12 protein-coding genes are annotated in these 17,361 nt (G+C 61.4%); all 12 read left to right on the top strand.

Annotation, left to right across the window (positions count from 1 at the left end; genetic code table 11):
* The first annotated feature begins 139 nt into the window (after positions 1-139).
* The 12 genes from mutL (at position 140) to VJR29_13065 (ending at position 17,230) form a co-directional block, all read left to right on the top strand.
* On the top strand, positions 140-1,915 hold the full coding sequence (gene mutL / locus VJR29_13120) for a DNA mismatch repair endonuclease MutL (GenBank protein ID HKY64348.1): 1,776 nt from the start codon (positions 140-142) through the stop codon (positions 1,913-1,915).
* Complete coding sequence (gene miaA, locus VJR29_13115) at positions 1,894-2,805, top strand: tRNA (adenosine(37)-N6)-dimethylallyltransferase MiaA (GenBank protein HKY64347.1); 912 nt, start codon at positions 1,894-1,896, stop codon at positions 2,803-2,805. The genes mutL and miaA overlap by 22 nt, the downstream gene beginning before the upstream one ends.
* A gap of 270 nt (positions 2,806-3,075) precedes the next feature.
* Positions 3,076-8,205, top strand: coding sequence for a hypothetical protein (locus VJR29_13110; protein HKY64346.1), 5,130 nt, complete (start codon positions 3,076-3,078; stop codon positions 8,203-8,205).
* Between the two features lie 369 nt (positions 8,206-8,574).
* Entirely contained in the window at positions 8,575-9,000 is a 426-nt protein-coding gene (locus VJR29_13105; protein ID HKY64345.1) for a Rieske 2Fe-2S domain-containing protein, read from the top strand.
* Between the two features lie 45 nt (positions 9,001-9,045).
* The gene (locus tag VJR29_13100; protein ID HKY64344.1) at positions 9,046-9,834 is read left to right on the top strand and encodes a cytochrome b N-terminal domain-containing protein; all 789 of its coding nucleotides are present in this window, start codon (positions 9,046-9,048) and stop codon (positions 9,832-9,834) included.
* 14 nt (positions 9,835-9,848) lie between these two features.
* Complete coding sequence (locus VJR29_13095) at positions 9,849-10,646, top strand: cytochrome C (protein ID HKY64343.1); 798 nt, start codon at positions 9,849-9,851, stop codon at positions 10,644-10,646.
* An 8-nt stretch (positions 10,647-10,654) separates the two neighbouring features.
* Positions 10,655-13,309, top strand: coding sequence for a c-type cytochrome (locus VJR29_13090; protein ID HKY64342.1), 2,655 nt, complete (start codon positions 10,655-10,657; stop codon positions 13,307-13,309).
* An 83-nt stretch (positions 13,310-13,392) separates the two neighbouring features.
* A complete protein-coding gene (locus VJR29_13085) occupies positions 13,393-14,256 on the top strand; it encodes a carboxypeptidase regulatory-like domain-containing protein (protein HKY64341.1) in 864 nt (287 codons plus the stop codon).
* 119 nt (positions 14,257-14,375) lie between these two features.
* A complete protein-coding gene (locus VJR29_13080) occupies positions 14,376-15,311 on the top strand; it encodes a COX15/CtaA family protein (protein HKY64340.1) in 936 nt (311 codons plus the stop codon).
* 16 nt (positions 15,312-15,327) lie between these two features.
* A complete protein-coding gene (gene cyoE / locus VJR29_13075) occupies positions 15,328-16,209 on the top strand; it encodes a heme o synthase (protein ID HKY64339.1) in 882 nt (293 codons plus the stop codon).
* A complete protein-coding gene (locus VJR29_13070; GenBank protein ID HKY64338.1) occupies positions 16,206-16,814 on the top strand; it encodes an SCO family protein in 609 nt (202 codons plus the stop codon). Before cyoE ends, VJR29_13070 begins: the two co-directional genes overlap by 4 nt.
* Entirely contained in the window at positions 16,811-17,230 is a 420-nt protein-coding gene (locus tag VJR29_13065; protein ID HKY64337.1) for a DUF420 domain-containing protein, read from the top strand. The genes VJR29_13070 and VJR29_13065 overlap by 4 nt, the downstream gene beginning before the upstream one ends.
* Positions 17,231-17,361: the final 131 nt, after the last annotated feature.

The following is a 17,361-nucleotide window of genomic DNA, read 5'->3' as shown; positions in this document are numbered from 1 at the left end:
CCGGCTTGAGGGCCGGGGAAAAAAGTGAGGAGGATGTCCCCGGGCTTCCCGGCCGGGCAAGAACGCGAAAGCCGGCGTCACCCGATGCCGAGGCTACCGAGAGCTTGCTTCCACCGCGGATTTTCACTAAGCCGAACCCATGCCCGCCCCCGCGATCCAAGTCCTCCCCGACCACGTGATCCACAAGATCGCCGCCGGCGAAGTGGTTGAGCGTCCGGTTTCGGTGGTGAAAGAGCTGGTCGAGAATTCGCTCGACGCCGGCGCCACCAGGATCCACGTCGCGCTGGAGCAGGGCGGCTGCAAGGCGATCCGGGTCGAGGACGACGGCCATGGCATCGCGCCCGAGCAGCTGCCGCTGGCGCTCAAGCGCCACGCCACCAGCAAGATCCGCACCGCCGAAGATCTCTTCCGCTTGAACACCCTGGGTTTTCGCGGCGAGGCCCTTCCCGCCATCGCCAGCACCGGCGATTTCCGCCTCGAAAGCGCGACCGAGCATTCGGATCCGCTGGGCTACGCCGTCGAGGTCCGCGCCGGCAAAGTCGGTCCGCTTCAAGAAACGGCCCTCAGCCGGGGGACCCGGATTCAGTTGAAGGATCTTTTTTCGACCACCCCGGCCCGGCTGAAATTCCTCAAGCGGCCCGAGACCGAGTGGAGCCACGTCGCCGATTTCCTGACCGCGATGGCCCTCCACCGGCTCGACGTCGAATGGCGGTTGGAGCATAACGGCAAGGTTTCATTGTTCTGCCCCCGGACCGATGAGCCCAAGCGCCGCATCCTCGACCTCTTCGGCCGCGAGACCATGGAGGTGCTCTATCCGATGGAGCGGCAAGTCTCGGGCGTCTCGCTCCGCGGACTCATCGGCCACCCCAATTTTTCCAAGAAGAGCAACCGCCATCTCTATGTCTTCGTCAACGGCCGGTTGGTGCAAGACCGCCTGATCAACCATGCCATCGTCTCAGGTTACCGGGGCCTCCTCATGACCCAGCAATATCCGATGGCCGTCCTCTATCTCGAAGTCGATCCTTCGCGGGTCGACGTCAACGTCCATCCGACCAAGCGGGAGGTTCGTTTTTCCGATTCCAACGTGATCCATCATCTCATCTCGGAGAGTATCCGCCATCGTCTCGACCAGGCACCGTGGAAAGAGGGCGAAGCCGCGTCGTCGCCGGCGGCGGTCCAAGCCGCACCCGAAGGTTGGAGCTGGGACCAGCCTCAAGAGCGGGTCCGCAATGCGATCGACGACTTTTTGGCCCGGTCGCCCCAGCCGAGCCTCGGCACTCGGGCCTTCGTCCCGCCGCCGGAGCCGGCCAAGCAAGCCAAGGTCGGCATGCTCGATTTCCAAGAGCTCCGCCTCATCGGCCAATTCGACGCGACCTATTTGGTTTGCGAGAGCCGAGGCTCCCTGCTGCTGATCGACCAGCACGCCGCCCACGAGCGGATCGGCTTCGAGGCTTTGAAGAAATCCTATCTCAGCGGACCGCTCGCCCAGCAGCGGCTGCTCACCCCGCTGACTTTCCAGCTCGCCGAGGGCGAGGCCGCCAAGCTGCGTTCTTGTCTCGATGCGCTGGAACCTTTCGGCTTCGCGGTCGACGAGTTCGGCGAGAATAGCTTCGTGCTCAAGGCCCATCCCACTCTATTGAAGGACAGCGACTGGTTGGCCTTGCTTCGCGAGATCGCCGAAGAGCTGGAGGAGCAGCCCTTGGCCGGCCTCGAGGAGCGGATCGACCACGTTTTGGCGACCATGGCCTGCCACCGGCAAATCCGCGCCCACCATCGATTGACCGAGGAAGAGATGCGTGCCTTGCTCGGGCAGCTGGAGGGGACGCCCCGTTCCTACCACTGCCCCCACGGCCGGCCGGTCATGGTGGAAATCGCCGCCGAGGAGATCGAGAAGTGGTTCAAGCGGATCGTGTAAGCGAGAGGGCCATCGTCATGGTGGCGGGACCGACCGCGGCCGGCAAGACCGCCTTCGCCGAAGGCCTGGCCTTGGAGCGGGGCGGCGAGCTGCTCAACGCCGACAGTCAGCAGTTTTACCGGGGCTTCGACATTGGCACCGGCAAGACTCCGCCGACCGAACGGCGCGTCCCCCAACACCTGCTGGACCTCTGCGAGCCGGGGCAGGGCATGAGCGCCGCCGAATTCAGCCGTTTGGCCGATGCCAAGATCGCCGAGCTAGGGCAGAGCGGCAAGCTGGCGGTGGTGGTCGGCGGGACCGGCCTTTACCTCAAGGCCCTCTGCGAGGGATTGGACGAGCTTCCGCCGCGCGACGCCGCGATCCGGGGCGAGCTGCAAGCCGAATGGAAAGCCGGGGGCGGCCGGGAAATGCACCGCCGCTTGGGGGAGATCGATCCCGAGGTGGCGGCCCGGGTGCCGCCGACCGACCCGGTCCGCCTGGTCCGCTATCTCGAGATTGCCAGGATCACCGGCGGGGCCCCGTCGCGGCTGCTCCGCCGGGACCGGCCGGCTCGACTCAGATATCCGGTCCAAAGCTATTGGCTTCAGCCCGATCGGGCCGAGCTGAGGGCCCGCATCGCCCGGCGGGTCGCCGAAATGTTTGAGAAAGGTTGGTTGGAGGAGGTCGAGCGCCTTCTTCAGCAGGGGATCGATCCCCGCGGCTTAGAGAGCAAACCCCTGGGCTATGCCGAATGCGCTCAAGTCCTGAACGGCCGGATAAGCCGGAGAGAGGCCGAGGCCAAGATCGTTTTAAAGACTTCCCAGTATGCCAAGCGCCAGGAAACCTATTTTCGGGGGTTGTTTTCCCATCCGGCCTACACCCATTTTGGCTCGACTCTCCAGCGTCTATAGCTAGGGGCTTTAGCCCGCCCCGGCGCGAAGCGTCTCGTCCCGCTGCGAGCGGGCCTAAAGGCCCTTGCTACAGGGCAGGAAAATAGTTCCAAGGGAGCGATTTTGCTGGGAAATTTTCCCACAACCTCTGCCAGGGGCGGGCGATAAAACTATTGGAGTGTTGGGGTTACCGTCGACCGGGGTTCAATTGGGGTCCGCGGGCCGGTAATTCCTCAAGCAAAACATGTAATTACGGGGGCGTGTCGACTCCGCGCGTCTTCGCTTTGGATTATGACTCCTGGGGCACCGAAGGCGAAGCTGGGATCCTTTCCAGGACCCGACTCCAGCCTGCTGGAAACTTGTCTTTCGCATCCGACGCTTTGGCAAAGCGCGGTCGACTTCGCGCCGGCTTCGAACCTGAATTCGGTTTGGAGGACTCCGCTCGCCAAAGCCGAGGCCCCGGCGCGCCTTCCCGGTTCGGCTTTTCATCCGCTCTATCTTTCGGGATTGTTCCGAGCCACCCATGATTCCTCTTCGCCTTACATCCTCAAGACCCGCGTCGCTCCGGCTCTGCCGCTTTCCCAGGATTTGCTCTACGGCGATCACGACGTCGAGGCTCGGCGCTATCCGCTGCTCCACGAGCTGACCGGGCACCTGCGCCGCTCCCAAAGCCTCTTTAAGGCCTTGAAAGTCAAGGAAGAGGAACTGATCAAAGAGGTGTTGAATTTCGACAAGCTGGTGAAAGGCACCGGCTCCCTCGCCTCGGCCACCCACGTCCAGGACATTGAAAACAGCAGGCAACTCTTGACCGCCGATCTGAAGGCGATTCGGGAAATGTTGAAGGACCTCGAAGCGCCGATCGAAGGATTGGAGAAGTGGGCTCTCAAGGGCGGCAAGGACAAGGCGGTGACCCGGGAGGCCGGCCTCGACATGGTTTTCCGGCTCTATCGCGCCAACGAAGCGGTGACTCGCGGCGAGACCGGCGAGCGGATGCACAGCGCTCTCGATTTCCTTCGCGAGACCCAAGGTCGCCGGCTGGGCGGCGGCCCCGAGGGCACGCTCGGTTTCGGCTTGGCGGTGGTCGACTTCAACATCACCGGACCCAACACTCTCGACCGCGATCTCGGCGACTTGGTCCTCGATGAGACCTTCCGAACTCTGCGCAAGCGCTTTCCCAAGGAAAAGGGCTCGACGGTTTCGCTCGGCACCCGGACCAATTTTCGCATCGTCAACCCCGACAGCTCGATGCTCAATCAGGGCTCGATCCTGCAGCTCGAGGAAGAGATCGAATCCAACATCCGCAAACGGGTCGAAGCCGAAGGCAAGCCTACCTGGAAAAAATTCGTCGAAGATTACCGGGCCGGCGTCAGCGTCGGTTACGCCGAGGTCGAATTTAGGCCCGGCGAGATTCAAGTCGGCCGCGGCGGCGAGTACACGCCGGAAAGCGTCGCCGAGCAGCTCGGCCGGCTCGACCACGGCTTCCGCCTGGCTCACGCCCGAAGCCAGGAGGTCACCGCCAAGCTCAAGGAACAGAAGTCGCTGCAGGATTTGAGCAAGGCCGACCGGCTCCATGACGGCCAAAAGCCGGTCTCCGACTTAAACGGCATCCCCGAAGGCCGTTACGTCGAGCCCGGAGACACCTCGTCCGCCGGCCACGCGCCGACCCGCTTGGTTCACAGCATCCAAGGCATGCGGGAAGACCTGAAATCGGTCCAGGGCCACTTGAACAGCCTGGAGCTCTTGCTGCGCGACCCGGTGCGCCATGCCGCCAAGGTCCAGGACGTATTGGTCGGGGCGAACCAGGCCCAAAAAACTTTCACCGCTTCGGCCGAAACTTATTACTCCCTGGCTTATGACGCCTCCCACGACCTCCGCATGCCTCGACTGGTCGAGCGGAGCTACGCCGCCGAGCGCATCGACTCGGTGGTTCGGGAGAGCGGCGGGGCCAAGATGCTCTTCGTCGAGATGGGCAAGTTCAAGGGCTTCATCACCGGCTGGTACGGCGGCGGCGAGGACAAATACGTCCATGACCTCATCTACGACTTCAACAAGATCGTGGTGAAGCACGGCTTGGTTCAAATCCATCCCGGCAACCGGGCGCCGCTGTTCGACGAGGCCGGCAATTTGGCCGTCGATCCCAAGACCGGCCAGTATTTCAAGCTCAACGAGAGCACCGGCAACTCGAGCAGCTCCGGCCTCCGCCTGCTGCGCGATCCGCAGCTTTCGGTTCCGGTCGGCAGCGAGGTGACCCTGGCGATCCGGGAGGGCGACGAGATCGGCTTCATCGTCGGCGAGCGCAAGCTCGACGGTCAGGCGGTCACCAAGGAAGAGATCACCGAGGTCTTCAAGGAATTCAGCGAGGTCTTGCAAAACAAGTATGGCCACATGCTTTTCGACGACGTCGAAAAGGTGAAGCCCGACAACATTCGGCTGCCGAAGTGGGAGCTGCACGAATGGAAGGAGGGCAAGGAGAAGACCGGCCATATCCGCACCCAGTCCGAGCTCTTGATGACCGAGGCCGATGCCACCGCCGGCTACACCGGCTGGGTGGTGGACTATGAAAGCCTCAAAGAGAGCGACCTTCGGCCGAGCCTCAACCGTATCCAGCTCGATTCCTCGGAAAAGACCGTGGCCCGCCGCGAGCGCTGGCGCTATTACCAGGAGGGGGCGCCGACCAACAAGGTTTTCGAGGGCAAGATCATCGAGGTGGGCGGCGTCGACGCCAAGCTCGAGCCGCCGGCCTTCCCGGAGCGGCTGAAGCTCGACGCGGCCGATCTGGTCCATTCGCCGATCCTGGCCCGGACTCAAACTCGGCTCAGCGCCGGTTATGTGGCCATCGACATTCGCAGCGGAGCCCAGCTCGAAAAGGCCTGGGCGACGGTCAACGAGGCCGCCAAGTTCTCCAAAGCCCAGAACGGCAAGCCGATCTTCCTGGCCGAGCCGCCGACCCTCGGGGCCCGGCCGCCGGGGCATCGCTACGACTCGACCATCTCGCTGCCCCGTTCCCGGGAGATCGCCGTATATTTCGATGAATATAGCCGTAGCGCCGATCCCGAGCCCGCCAAGGCGATGAGCGCCGAGCTCGCCGAGTTCGTGGGCAAGCACGGCGTCGAGATCGTCCGGCGCAGCGAGACTCTTTCCAAGGAAAGCTTCGCCAAGCAAATCCGGCGATCGATCCAGTCCGGCTTCAAGGACGTCGAAACGCGCGACAAGCTTTTGGCCGAGGCCACCGAGCAATTGGAAAAGGGCGGGAGCCTGGCTCGGGTCCGCGACGGCCTCATGGCTTCCCAAGTCATGCAAAGAGAGGGGCTGAGCTTGGATTACCGCAGCCTCGGCCCCTCGCTTTGGACCGCCCTGGATCAAGCCGAGAAAAGCCTGAGCGACGGCAAGACTCACCAAATGCTGGGCGAGGCCAAGGCCCGATTCGTCAAACTCTATATCCAGCAGACCGGGACTCCGCCGCCCGAAGCGGTGCTTGCCGAAGGTCGGAAGTTCATCGATCCCCGCTCGATCTTCATTCCCGAAGAGATCTTCAGCTTGGCCCGCCGCTATAAAGTTCCGCCGGAGCGGGTTCCCTTTTTCGTCGCCGGGCTAAAGGCCGAGGAGATCCGGAAAACCGGCCAGCAGGCCTTCCGCGAGCTGACCTATGAGGACCTGCGGGCCATCGCCGACAGCCCCGAGGGCCAGGCCTTTCTCAAAGACCCCAAGAACTCCTTGCTGCTCCAGGACACCCTCAAGTCTCGGTCCTTGATCCAGGGCGTGCCGCTTTTGACTTCGATGCTCACCATTTTCCCGGCCGAGCTGCTCTGCGGCTATTTGGCGAAGAAGATCGGGGCCTCGCAAGGGCTCTCGAGCTCGACCGTCGAGGAGCTGAAGTTCGGAATGACGCTTTATTTCCTCCACGGCTTCAACCTCACCGCGGCCGGGGCTTGGGAAGTCGCCGTCCACCGGGGGCTGGCCGGCCAGGTTTTCACCGGAACCAAGTCGCTCGGCGCCCTCGACGGCAAGATTGTCGGCGGCATCCTCCAGCCCGGGAAAATCGCCGGCCAGGAGATCGTCGAGGTCGGGCTCAAGACCGGCGATTCGCTGCGCCGGGCGATGTGGCAGGGGGTTTTGGAAAAATGGGGAGTCCTGGAAGGGGAGAAGCTTGTTTGGAAGACCGCGGCCCGCCACATGCTGCTCGGCGTGCCCCGAGTGCCGATCAATCTGCTGCGGACGATGGGAGCGGGCTATCTTTCCTCGGCGATCTACGACAAGGCGGCGGGGCAAATTTGGACCCCGGATCATCCGATGCGGAAATACGGCTCCTTCGTCGCCTTCTTCGCGCCCGATTTGCTGCGCCTGGGGCTGGGCAGCTCGCGGATCGCGGCTTCGCCCTGGCTCAGCCGCGGCGCGACTTGGTTCAGCCGGGCCGGCACCGGTCTGATGGTGGTCGGCTTGGTCAATTACGGCGTACGGCGCCTGGTGGTGGGCGAAGATTACGACGCCTGGGTCAACCAGCGGGTCGGCGACAAGGTCTACGGCGAGCACGTCGAAAAGCTGGAGAAGACGGACTGGTTCGTTCTTCCGCTGCTGGTCAAGGGTGCCCGCTGGGGAATGCGGAAGCTGGCGCCGGACATTGTCAACTTGGGAGTGGCCGGAAGCAACGACGACATCAAGGAGCAGATCTTGGCCGAGGACCGCGACCGGTCGCAGAAGGTCTTCGCGGCCTACGAAAGCCTTTTCCCGCGGATGCTCACGGATCCCAACCACTACGATTTGTCGAACACCCAATCCTATCAGCAAATCGACTTCAACGAGTTCGTCCAGCCGGTGACTTTAAGCGCCGAGGAAGAGGCGATGCTGAAGAAGCTCGACAAGGCCGGAGAGCAGCCGATCGAGCAAGTCTTGCCCGACCTCAGCCTTTATCAGCGGAACGAGTTCCTGCGCCGGGTTCAAATCAGCCAGCTCCAGCAAGGCGCCCGCTACTTGGTGCAAATCGGGCTTCCGGAAAATGCCTGGGCCCGCGAGATTTTTGCCGAGGATGGAACCCTCAAGCCGGGAATGGGCACCAAGCTCCTCGCCAAGGTTCATCCTTCCAAGGAAGGCGAGCCCGATCCGACCTCCAAGGTGCTGACTTCCCGTCAGGTCATGATCGGCTTGGCCCTGCTCGGCGGGAAAAAGGAGTTCCTCGGCCGCAATACGCTGGAAGTGGCGAGGGTCGCCGGCGTCGTCGACGCCAAGAACAAATACGTCATGTCCTCGGCTCACTATGCGGCCCTGAGTCTCTATGGCCAGCAGCTCCGCGAGTCGGCCGATGCCGCCGCGGCCGAGCGCTTGGGCGAATTAAGCGCCAAGCTTCAGGCCGCCTACCTCAAGGCCGAAGCGGTGGATCGGCCCAAGCTGATGGAAGCCTTGCGCTGCTTGGGCGTGAGTCCGTAAAGGCCGCCCCCTGCAAACCGGTCATCCTGAGCGAAGCGAAAGATCTGGGACCACCTTGGTGGGTAGGAGGTCCTTCGCTCCGCTCAGGACGACCAGCTAGGCTTGGCCTAGCTGGTCGTTTTTACAGGGCTTTTCCCTTGACAGCGAGAGGCCCTTGAGTATGATGCGCGCGCCTGTTAAAAGCATGGCGATCCACCGACAAATTGTTCAATGAAAATGAGATGTTAAATTTCGATTTTGGGAAGAATCATGGCGGGAGAATCGACGATTCCGGGCAGCGAGCGGGTTGCACCGAAGCGAACTAAAGACAATCTATGGACAAGAAGAGGCTTTTTAGGCCTGGCGGCTTGGGGCGCTTTCGGCGCCTTTGTGACCGCGCTTCTCCTAGCCTTTCTCCGTTTCCTCTTTCCCCGCGTCCTCTTCGAGCCTTCGCCCATCGTTAAAGTCGGCCGACCCGAGGATTACATCATCGGCGAGGTTTCCGAAAAATACAAAGAGAGCAACCGTCTCTGGATCGTCCGGACCAACGACGGGATCTACGTTCTGCTCGCGATCTGCACGCACTTGGGCTGCACGCCGCGCTGGCTGGCGACTGAGTCCAAGTTCAAATGCCCCTGCCACGGCTCGGGTTTCAAGATGACGGGAATCAACTTCGAAGGCCCGGCGCCACGCCCGCTGGAGCGGGTCAAGGTCGGGCTCGACCCGGATGGCATGATCATGGTCGACAAATCGAAGACTTTCCGTTTCGACAAGGGTGAGTGGGATAACCCCGATGCTTTCTTGAAGATCGCCTAAGCATCCATCCGGTGGCGTCAATTCGCAGAATTTTTAGGATTCATTATGAAAGATAAAATTCAGGATATTCAGGAAACCATCGTCAAGAGCCCGGTTTGGAAGTCGGTCTTCCGCCACGGTTACGCCGACACTCCGCGCAACCGGATCCTGATGATCGCCAGCAACGTCTTTCTTCATCTGCATCCGTCGAAGCTTCGCCGCCATGGCTTGACCCTGCGCTACACCTGGTGCGCCGGCGGCCTGACTTTCTTCTTCTTCCTGGTCACCGTCGTCACCGGCGTCCTGCTGATGTTCTATTACCGGCCGGTCGCCGAGTACGCCTACAACGACATGAAGTACCTCCAATTCGACATTCCCTTCGGCATGGTTACCCGCAACATGCACCGTTGGGCGGCCCATGCCATGGTCATCATGGTCATGCTTCATATGTTCCGGGTCTTCATGACCGGGTCTTATAAGCCGCCGCGCGAGTTCAACTGGGTGGTCGGCGTTCTATTGTTGACCCTGACCTTGCTTCTTTCCTTCACCGGTTATTTGCTGCCCTGGGACCAGCTTTCGATCTGGGCGGTCACCGTCGGAACCAACATGGCCCGGGCGACCCCGCTGATGGGCTCGGAAGGCCCGATGGCCGAACAGGTGGCCAAGCTCACCGGAGTGGTGACCCCGCGCTATGATGCCCGAAGCCTCCTGACCGCCGGCACCGTCGTCGGCGCTCCGACCTTGCTTCGCTTCTATGTTTTGCACTGCATTTTCATTCCCATCGTCGCGGCCCTGCTGATGATCGTGCACTTTTGGCGGGTGCGTAAGGACGGTGGGATCTCCGGGCCGATGTAGCCCACGAGGATTTTATGGCCGATATCAAAGAAGACCAGCTGCCCGAGGTGATCGATCCCAAGACCGACAAGGTCCATGCTTGGCCCCATTTGGTCCGGGCCGAGTTCATCTGCGGCCTGCTCACCACCATATTCCTTTTCGTGTGGTCTTTGGTGCTTGACGCCCCGCTCGAAGAGCCGGCCGACCCGACCAAGACGCCCAACCCCTCCAAGGCGCCTTGGTACTTCCTGGGCCTTCAGGAGATCCTCGTTTATTTCGATCCCTGGATCGCCGGCGTCGTGCTGCCTTCCTTGATTATCGTCGGCCTGATGGTGATTCCCTATATCGACATCAACCCCAAGGGTAACGGTTACTATACCTGGAAGGAACGCAAGTTCGCGGTCGCCAACTTCTGTTTCGGCTTCCTCATCCTTTGGGTTTCGCTGATCATCGTCGGCGTCTTCCTCCGCGGGCCCGGCTGGAACTTCTTCGCCCCTTGGGAAGAGTGGGATGCCCATAAGGTCGTGGCCTTGACCAATATCGACCTCAACGTCTGGTTGGCGGATCTGACCGGTCTTGACTTCCTGCGCAACACCGCGGTCTTCGCGGTGATCGGCATGGGGTTGATCGGCGCCTATTACTTCACCGCCGTGATCTACTGGAAGGTGAAGTCGAAAACTTCGAAGGTGCTGCAGGAGCTGGGACCGGTTCGTTACGGCATCACGGCCTTTCTTTTTCTGACGATGATGGCCTTGCCCATCAAGATGCTTCTGCGTTGGACCTTCAACATCAAATACATCGTCCAGCTCCCCTGGATTAACATGAATTTTTAGGAGCCGTCATGGCGCTCGCGGGTCGAGAGAGATCTTTAAGTTTCCTTTGGTTTTTGCTGGGAGGGGTTCTGATAGTCCTGACCGCCTGGTTCGTCTATGACGAAGCCATCGGCCGCCGCACCTGGAAGGAATATGCCCGGGACTTCGCCGTGCTCGAAACCAAGCGAATCGAGGCCGAGATCGCCAAGGCCAGCAAATCGGTCGATCCCAAAAAACTCAAGCAGATCGACCTCGAGCTCGAAAAGGCCCAGGCGGTGCTGGAGAGCGAGGAGTTCGCCCAACTTCAGCAGGAGCTGAAGGAAAAGCAGATCGCGCTCGACAAGGCCAACCAAAACCTCCAGTTCGCCAAGGCCGACTTGGACGAGCTCTTCTATGTCTGGAAGCACGCCCAGCACGAGGGTCATGACTTCTCGGGCGAGAAGAAAAAATACGAGGAGCTGGAAAAAGAGATCAAGGGGCTCGAGGCCGAGCAGGTGAAGAAGGAAAACGAGTTCTTCGCCGTCCAGGAGAAGGTCAATTTAGCCAAGGACAAGGCCAAGGAATTGGTGAAGCAGCGCGGGGAGCTGACCAAGAAGGTCGACGCCCTCCAAAAGCAGTTGGCCGGGGTCCAGGATCGGGGGGCTCCCATTGACCAGTATGTCCTGGAAGGGCTCGGCAAGTCCGGTCCGGTCAATTGGGGAACGGTCGACCGTTGCACCACCTGCCACATTCCGGTCCTCAAGCCCGGCTATGAGAAGGAAAAGCAGCCCTTTCGGACCCATTCCAACCTGAATGAGATCTTCAACAACCACCCGGTCGAAGAGTACGGCTGCGTGACCTGTCACGGCGGCCAGGGCCGGGCGACCCAGATCAAGGGCAAGCCGATGGAGAAGGGCGACTACCCCCACGGCTTCGATCATCACTGGAAAGAGCCCTTGCTTCGCGGCGATTTCATGCAGTCGAGCTGCAACAAATGCCACGTTCAGCAGTTCGAGCTCGACTTGGCTCCGATTTACACCCAAGGCAAGCATCTCTTCGTCAACTACGGCTGCATCAACTGCCACCTCATCAAGGGTTTGGAGTGGGCGCCGAAATCGGGTCCCGATCTGAGCAAGATCAAAGAGAAGGTCTATCCCGAATGGATGCTGGGCTGGATCAAGAAGCCGACCGACTATCTTCCCCACACCCGGATGCCGCAGCCGCCTTGGGTCAACGACAAGGACCCGATCCAGGCGATGGCCTACATCCTCGACAAGAGCGAAACTTTTAACTGGAAGTACGGCACGTTCCCGGGCGGCGACGCCGCCCAAGGCAAGGAGACTTTCAATAGCGTCGGCTGCTTCGCCTGCCATTCGATCGACAATAAAGGTGGAAGCGACGCGCCGGCCTTGGACCGCATCGCCGAGAAGACCAGCGCCGACTGGATCTACAATTGGATCCAAGATCCGAAAAATTGGTCCAAAGACCACCGGATGCCCAGCCTGCGCCTCAGCTCCGACGAGGCTCGAAACGTCACCGCCTACTTGAGCGGTCTGGGCAAGAAGCCCGAGGAGAACGCCGAGCTGCGGGCCCAGCTGGCCGATGCCGAGAACGTCAAAGCCGGCTTCAAGGTGATCAACACCTATGGTTGCTACGCCTGCCACAGCATCAAGGGCTTCGAGAAGGCTTCCAATCCCTCGGTCGAGCTGACCAATTTCGCCCGCAAGGACATCAGCGAGCTGGCCTTTGGCGACGCCAAGATCCCCGAAACCTGGGAGTCTTGGACCGACACCAAGCTGAAGAATCCCCAGGCTTTCGTCGACGAGCGCTCGACCAGCTTCATGCCCAAGCCGAACATCAGCGACGAGCAACGCCATGCCTTGATCGTCTTTCTCAGGGGCCAGAAGCCGGAAGTCCTCGAGTCCAAGTACATCGCTTACGATCCCGAAATCGAAAAGGGCCGCCAGCTGGTCAACAAATACAACTGCAAGGCTTGCCACGTGATCGAAGGCCAGGGCCAGGAAGAGCTGGTCAAGGTGATCACCGAACCCAACCTCTTGCCGCCCAATTTGGCCACCACCGGCGCCCGTCTTCAGACGGCTTGGATGACCGGCTTCCTGCGCAATCCCGCCGACTTCGCCAAAGTCCGGGATTGGCTCGACATCCGGATGCCGACATTCCAATTCACCGATGAGGAGCTCGAATCGCTGGTCCGCTACTTCAAGAAGCGGGACAAGGCCGAGGGTCTTTTCGAGACCCTCAATGTCAAGGTGACACCCGAAGAAGTGGCCGCGGCTCAAACCTTGATGGGACCGAACAACTTCAATTGCACCAGCTGCCACATCATGGGCGGTCAGCGGCCCGAGGGCGGAATCACCGTCTGGGCGCCGGACCTGGCCAAAGTCCACGACCGGATCCGGCCTCAATGGCTCAACAAATGGGTTCGCGATCCCGGCAAATTGGTCCCGGGGACCCGGATGCCCGGTTACTATCCGGAGCCCAACAGCGGCCCCAAGGACGTTTTGGCTGGCGACGACGAGCGCCAGATCCAAGCCATCGTCGATTACCTGATGACGATCGGCAAGCCCGAGGCCCTGATGCGCGGTGAAAGTGAGCCCGCCAAGGCTAGCCCCGAGTCCCAGCCCACGCCCGCCACCGGCGAGGCCGAAGACAAGGCCGACGCCGGAAATCAGGCCTCTTTGTAAGCTTGACGGGTGGGTGAGCCTTGCTTACAGTCGGCCCCGATTTTTATATCCTGAATGACGACCTTAATTAAGGAGATTGGACCATGTACAATCGAAAATTGACCGCCTTGACCAGCGTCTTGGCCTTAGCTTTTACCCTTAGCGCCACTTCTTGCGGCAAGAAGCCCTCTTCGGCTCCGGCTCCCAGCGCCGAGGCTCCGGCCCCGGCCGGCGAAAAGACCGAAGCGGCACCCGCCGCTCCCGCGGCGCCGGCCGCCGGCACCGGCAGCATCAAAGGGAAGGTGAGCTTCAGCGGCACCGCCCCCGAGATGCCGGCTCTCAAGCGCGAAGCCGATCCTTTCTGCGCCAAGACCCCGATGAAGGATGAGGAAGTCGTCGTGAATTCCAACGGCACCCTGAAGAACGTCGCCCTGACCGTGCAAGGCGCACCGGCGGCTGTTCCCGAGGGCGCGGCTCATACCGAGATCGACCAAGCCAACTGCATGTACACGCCCCGAGTCGTGACCGCAGCCTACGAGCAGGACGTCAAGATCGTGAACAGCGATCCGATCCTCCACAACGTCCACACCTATGCCGATGCCAAGACCCTCTTCAACCGGGCTCAGCCCAAGGGTTCGCCGGCGATCGACAAGAAGTTCACCAAGGACGACGGCGCGGTCGTCAAGTTCAAGTGCGACGTTCATCCCTGGATGACCGGCTGGCTGATTCTGAACGACAACGGCCTCAATGCGGTGACCGGCGATTCCGGCGAGTTCGAGATCAAGAACGTCCCGGCCGGCACCTACAAGATCCAAGCCTGGCATGAGAAGTATGGCCCCAAGACCGTCGACGTGACGGTCGAGGCCGACAAGGCCGCCGAAGCCAACTTCACCTTCGACGGCACCGAGAAGGCGGCTTACAACTTCAAGGAAGTCGAGATCGCCTTCGGCCACGACCACTCTCACTAAGCTTTTCCGTTCGTTTTAAAAGCCCCGGCCACAAGCCGGGGCTTTTTATTTTCCGCAGGAGAAGGGGCGGGCAAAGCCCCTTGCCACGCTTTCCGGTACCTGCTAACCCTCCACCCCGAATGGTAGAGAAACCCTCCAAATCCTTGCCCTATTTCGCGGTCGCCACCGCCGTTTTGACCTGGCTCCTGATCCTGGTCGGCGGGATCGTTCACGGCACCGGCTCTTCGCTGGCCTGCCCGGATTGGCCGACTTGCTATGGGAGCTTCTTTCCCGAGATGAAGGGCGGGATATTTTTCGAGCATTCCCATCGCTTGGTGGCCGCGACCGTCGGACTGCTGACCATCGTCCTTTGCATCCTCTTGCTTCGCCAAAAAGACCGGGGGCTTCGCAAAGCCGGATTCCTCGCGGTCGCTTTGGTGATCTTTCAAGGCCTCTTGGGCGGACTGACCGTGATTTACCGCCTGCCCACCGCGGTTTCCACCGCCCACCTGGCGACTTCGATGCTCTTCCTTCTGCTGCTGGTTTACATCGCCTATCGCGCTTTCGGTCCCCGCCTTCCCGAGGCCGCGCTGGGCAAGGCCAAGCCTTGGGTCTTGGGCACTTTGGCCTTGGTTTACTTTCAAATCGTCTTGGGGGGCTTGGTCCGGCACACCGGCGCCGGTTTGGCCTGCCTCGACATTCCACTCTGCCAAGGCAGCCTTTGGCCGGCCGGGGCTCCGCCCATCCTGCAGGTTCATATGCTGCACCGCTTGAGCGGCATCGTGGTCGGCTTGGCGGTTTTCGCCGCTGCCTGGCGGGTGGCCCGGCTCGATCCGAAGCTTCGTCTCTTGGCCGGCTTGGCGCCGCTCCTGGTGCTGGTCCAGATCGGCCTCGGACTTTGGAGCGTCCACTCGGCCTTGGGTCTCTTCCCGGTGACGGCCCATCTCGGCGTGGGCGCCTTGCTGTTGGTGGTCATATTCCTGATTTACTTGAACGCCGCCCGAGCGCGGGCTTGGGAAGGGGCGGGGGCCGCTGCCTCGGCTTCGGCCGCGCTGCGCGCCTCGCCGGCGGCGTGAAAGGCCCGATTTTTCTATGACGGCCCTGGCCCGAGCCTCCACTCAATCGCTGGTCGACACCGTCGCCCTGGTGAAGCCGCGCATCACGCTGCTCACCTTGATCACGGCGGCCGCCGGAATTTTTTTGGCGCCGGGCCGGGCCGAACCGGCGCGGATCGCGGTGGCATTGTTGGGCATCGCCCTTTTGGTCGGCGGCGCCAATGCGCTCAACATGTTCCTGGAGCGGGACACCGATCTCTTGATGGCCCGAACCCGCGACCGGCCTTTGCCCGGCAAGCGGCTCTCGCCCGAGTTCGTTCTCGGTTTCGGCAGCGTCTTGATCGGGCTGTCGATCCCGATCCTCACTTATCTGGTGAACCCGCTGACCGGCGCCTTGGGCGCGCTCTCGCTGGTGAGCTACGTCCTCTTCTACACTCCCTTGAAACGGAAATCCTCGCTGGCGCTTTGGGTCGGCGCGGTGCCGGGAGCGATGCCGCCGCTGCTTGGCTGGACCTCGGTCACCGGCCGGGTCGGCTTGCCGGCCTTGGTCCTGTTCGGGATCATCTTTTTTTGGCAGATCCCTCATTTCCTCGCCATCGGCATCTTTCGCAAGGAGGAATATGCCCGCGCCGGCATCAAGGTCTACACCCTCGAGGCCGAGCCCCGGCAGATTCAGCGCCAGATCTTGATCTACACCTTGGCCCTGGTGGCGGTGAGCTACGGCTTGATTCCCTTGCGAGCCGCGGGAAATCTTTATCTCGCCACTGCGACCGCCTTGGGCGGGATTTTCCTGGTCTACGCCGTCCTGGGATTCCGGGCTCGCGACCTGGAAGAATGGGCCCGCCGTCTTTTTCTGATCTCGCTGCTTTACTTGACTTTGCTTTTCTCGGTGCTTTTCATCGACGGAGGTTCGGCATGAGAAGAACGATCGCCGGTGTCCTGATGATCCTTTGCCTGGCGGCTTGCCAGCGGAAGGAGCTGCCGGTCCTGGGCCAGATTCCCGAATTCAAGCTCACGTCCCAAGACGCCAAGCCCTTCACCCAGGAGGAGATGAAGGGCAAAGTCTGGGTCGCCGACTTCATCTTCACTTCCTGCGGCGGCGCCTGCCCGCTGATGACCGAGCGGATGAAGAAGAGCATTCAAGCCTCGCTCTTGGAGATGAAGGGCGAGGGCGGGGAGCCGCCGGCCAAGATCGTCTCCTTCAGCGTCGATCCGGAGCGCGACAGCCCCGAGGTCTTGGCCCAATACGCCAAGAATCACGGGGCCGAGCCCGGAATCTGGGTTTTTCTCACCGGACCGCTGGATGAGATCACCCGGACCGTGGTCCAGGGTTTCAAGATCAGCATGGGCAAGGTCCCGAGCCAGGCGCCGAATCAGGACGAGATTTGGGAAGTCGTGCACGGCGAGCAATTTTTGCTGATCGACGCCCAGGGCCGGATTCGCGGTTATTATTCCTCGGAAGGCAGCGATCTCCGTCGTCTGCTGACCGATCTCAAATCCTTGATCAAGGGGAGTGCTTCATGAGCTTGGGCGATCGTCTGGCGATTCTCAACGCCGTTCTCAACGGAACCGCCGCCGTTTTCCTGGTGCTGGGCTGGATATCGGTCCGGGCCAAAAGAATCGACCGCCACCGCTTTTTCATGGGCGGAGCCTTCGTCATCTCGATCCTGTTTTTGATTTCCTACCTGACGCGGTTTTATTTCACCGGGGTCCATCGTTATCCCGGCACCGGGGCCATGCGGACGGTGTATTTCTTGGTGTTGGCCACTCACACCCCCTTGGCGGCGGCCGTGCCTTTCCTGGCGATTCGGTCGATCTACCTCGGGCTGAAGAACCGGATCGAGGCCCATCGCCGAATCGCGCGGGTCACCTTGCCGATTTGGATGTACGTCTCGGTCACCGGCGTCTTGATTTATTTTATGCTCTATCAGTGGGCGTAGGGGCGGGCCTTGCGCCCGCCCGATCTACGGACGATGCGGAGGCATCCCGGGCACCCGCAAGGGGTGCCCCTACCTGCCGCGCGTCTTTCACCGGCACCCTCAGGCTCAAGATAAAAACCGGCAGCATCAAG

Source organism: bacterium (genome assembly GCA_035281585.1).
Classification (GTDB): Bacteria; UBA10199; UBA10199; order DSSB01; family DSSB01; genus DATEDP01.
The sequence above is the reverse complement of the archived record's forward strand: the minus strand, read 5'-3'. Positions and strand labels throughout refer to the sequence as shown.

Excerpts from the sequence above, each read along its gene's own strand:
- mutL (HKY64348.1), top strand. The coding sequence starts at position 140 with ATGCCCGCCCCCGCGATCCAAGTCCTCCCCGACCACGTGATCCACAAG.
- VJR29_13110 (HKY64346.1), top strand. The coding sequence starts at position 3,076 with ATGACTCCTGGGGCACCGAAGGCGAAGCTGGGATCCTTTCCAGGACCC.
- VJR29_13100 (HKY64344.1), top strand. The coding sequence starts at position 9,046 with ATGAAAGATAAAATTCAGGATATTCAGGAAACCATCGTCAAGAGCCCG.
- VJR29_13095 (HKY64343.1), top strand. The coding sequence starts at position 9,849 with ATGGCCGATATCAAAGAAGACCAGCTGCCCGAGGTGATCGATCCCAAG.
- VJR29_13090 (HKY64342.1), top strand. The coding sequence starts at position 10,655 with ATGGCGCTCGCGGGTCGAGAGAGATCTTTAAGTTTCCTTTGGTTTTTG.
- VJR29_13085 (HKY64341.1), top strand. The coding sequence starts at position 13,393 with ATGTACAATCGAAAATTGACCGCCTTGACCAGCGTCTTGGCCTTAGCT.
- VJR29_13080 (HKY64340.1), top strand. The coding sequence starts at position 14,376 with ATGGTAGAGAAACCCTCCAAATCCTTGCCCTATTTCGCGGTCGCCACC.
- cyoE (HKY64339.1), top strand. The coding sequence starts at position 15,328 with ATGACGGCCCTGGCCCGAGCCTCCACTCAATCGCTGGTCGACACCGTC.
- VJR29_13070 (HKY64338.1), top strand. The coding sequence starts at position 16,206 with ATGAGAAGAACGATCGCCGGTGTCCTGATGATCCTTTGCCTGGCGGCT.
- VJR29_13065 (HKY64337.1), top strand. The coding sequence starts at position 16,811 with ATGAGCTTGGGCGATCGTCTGGCGATTCTCAACGCCGTTCTCAACGGA.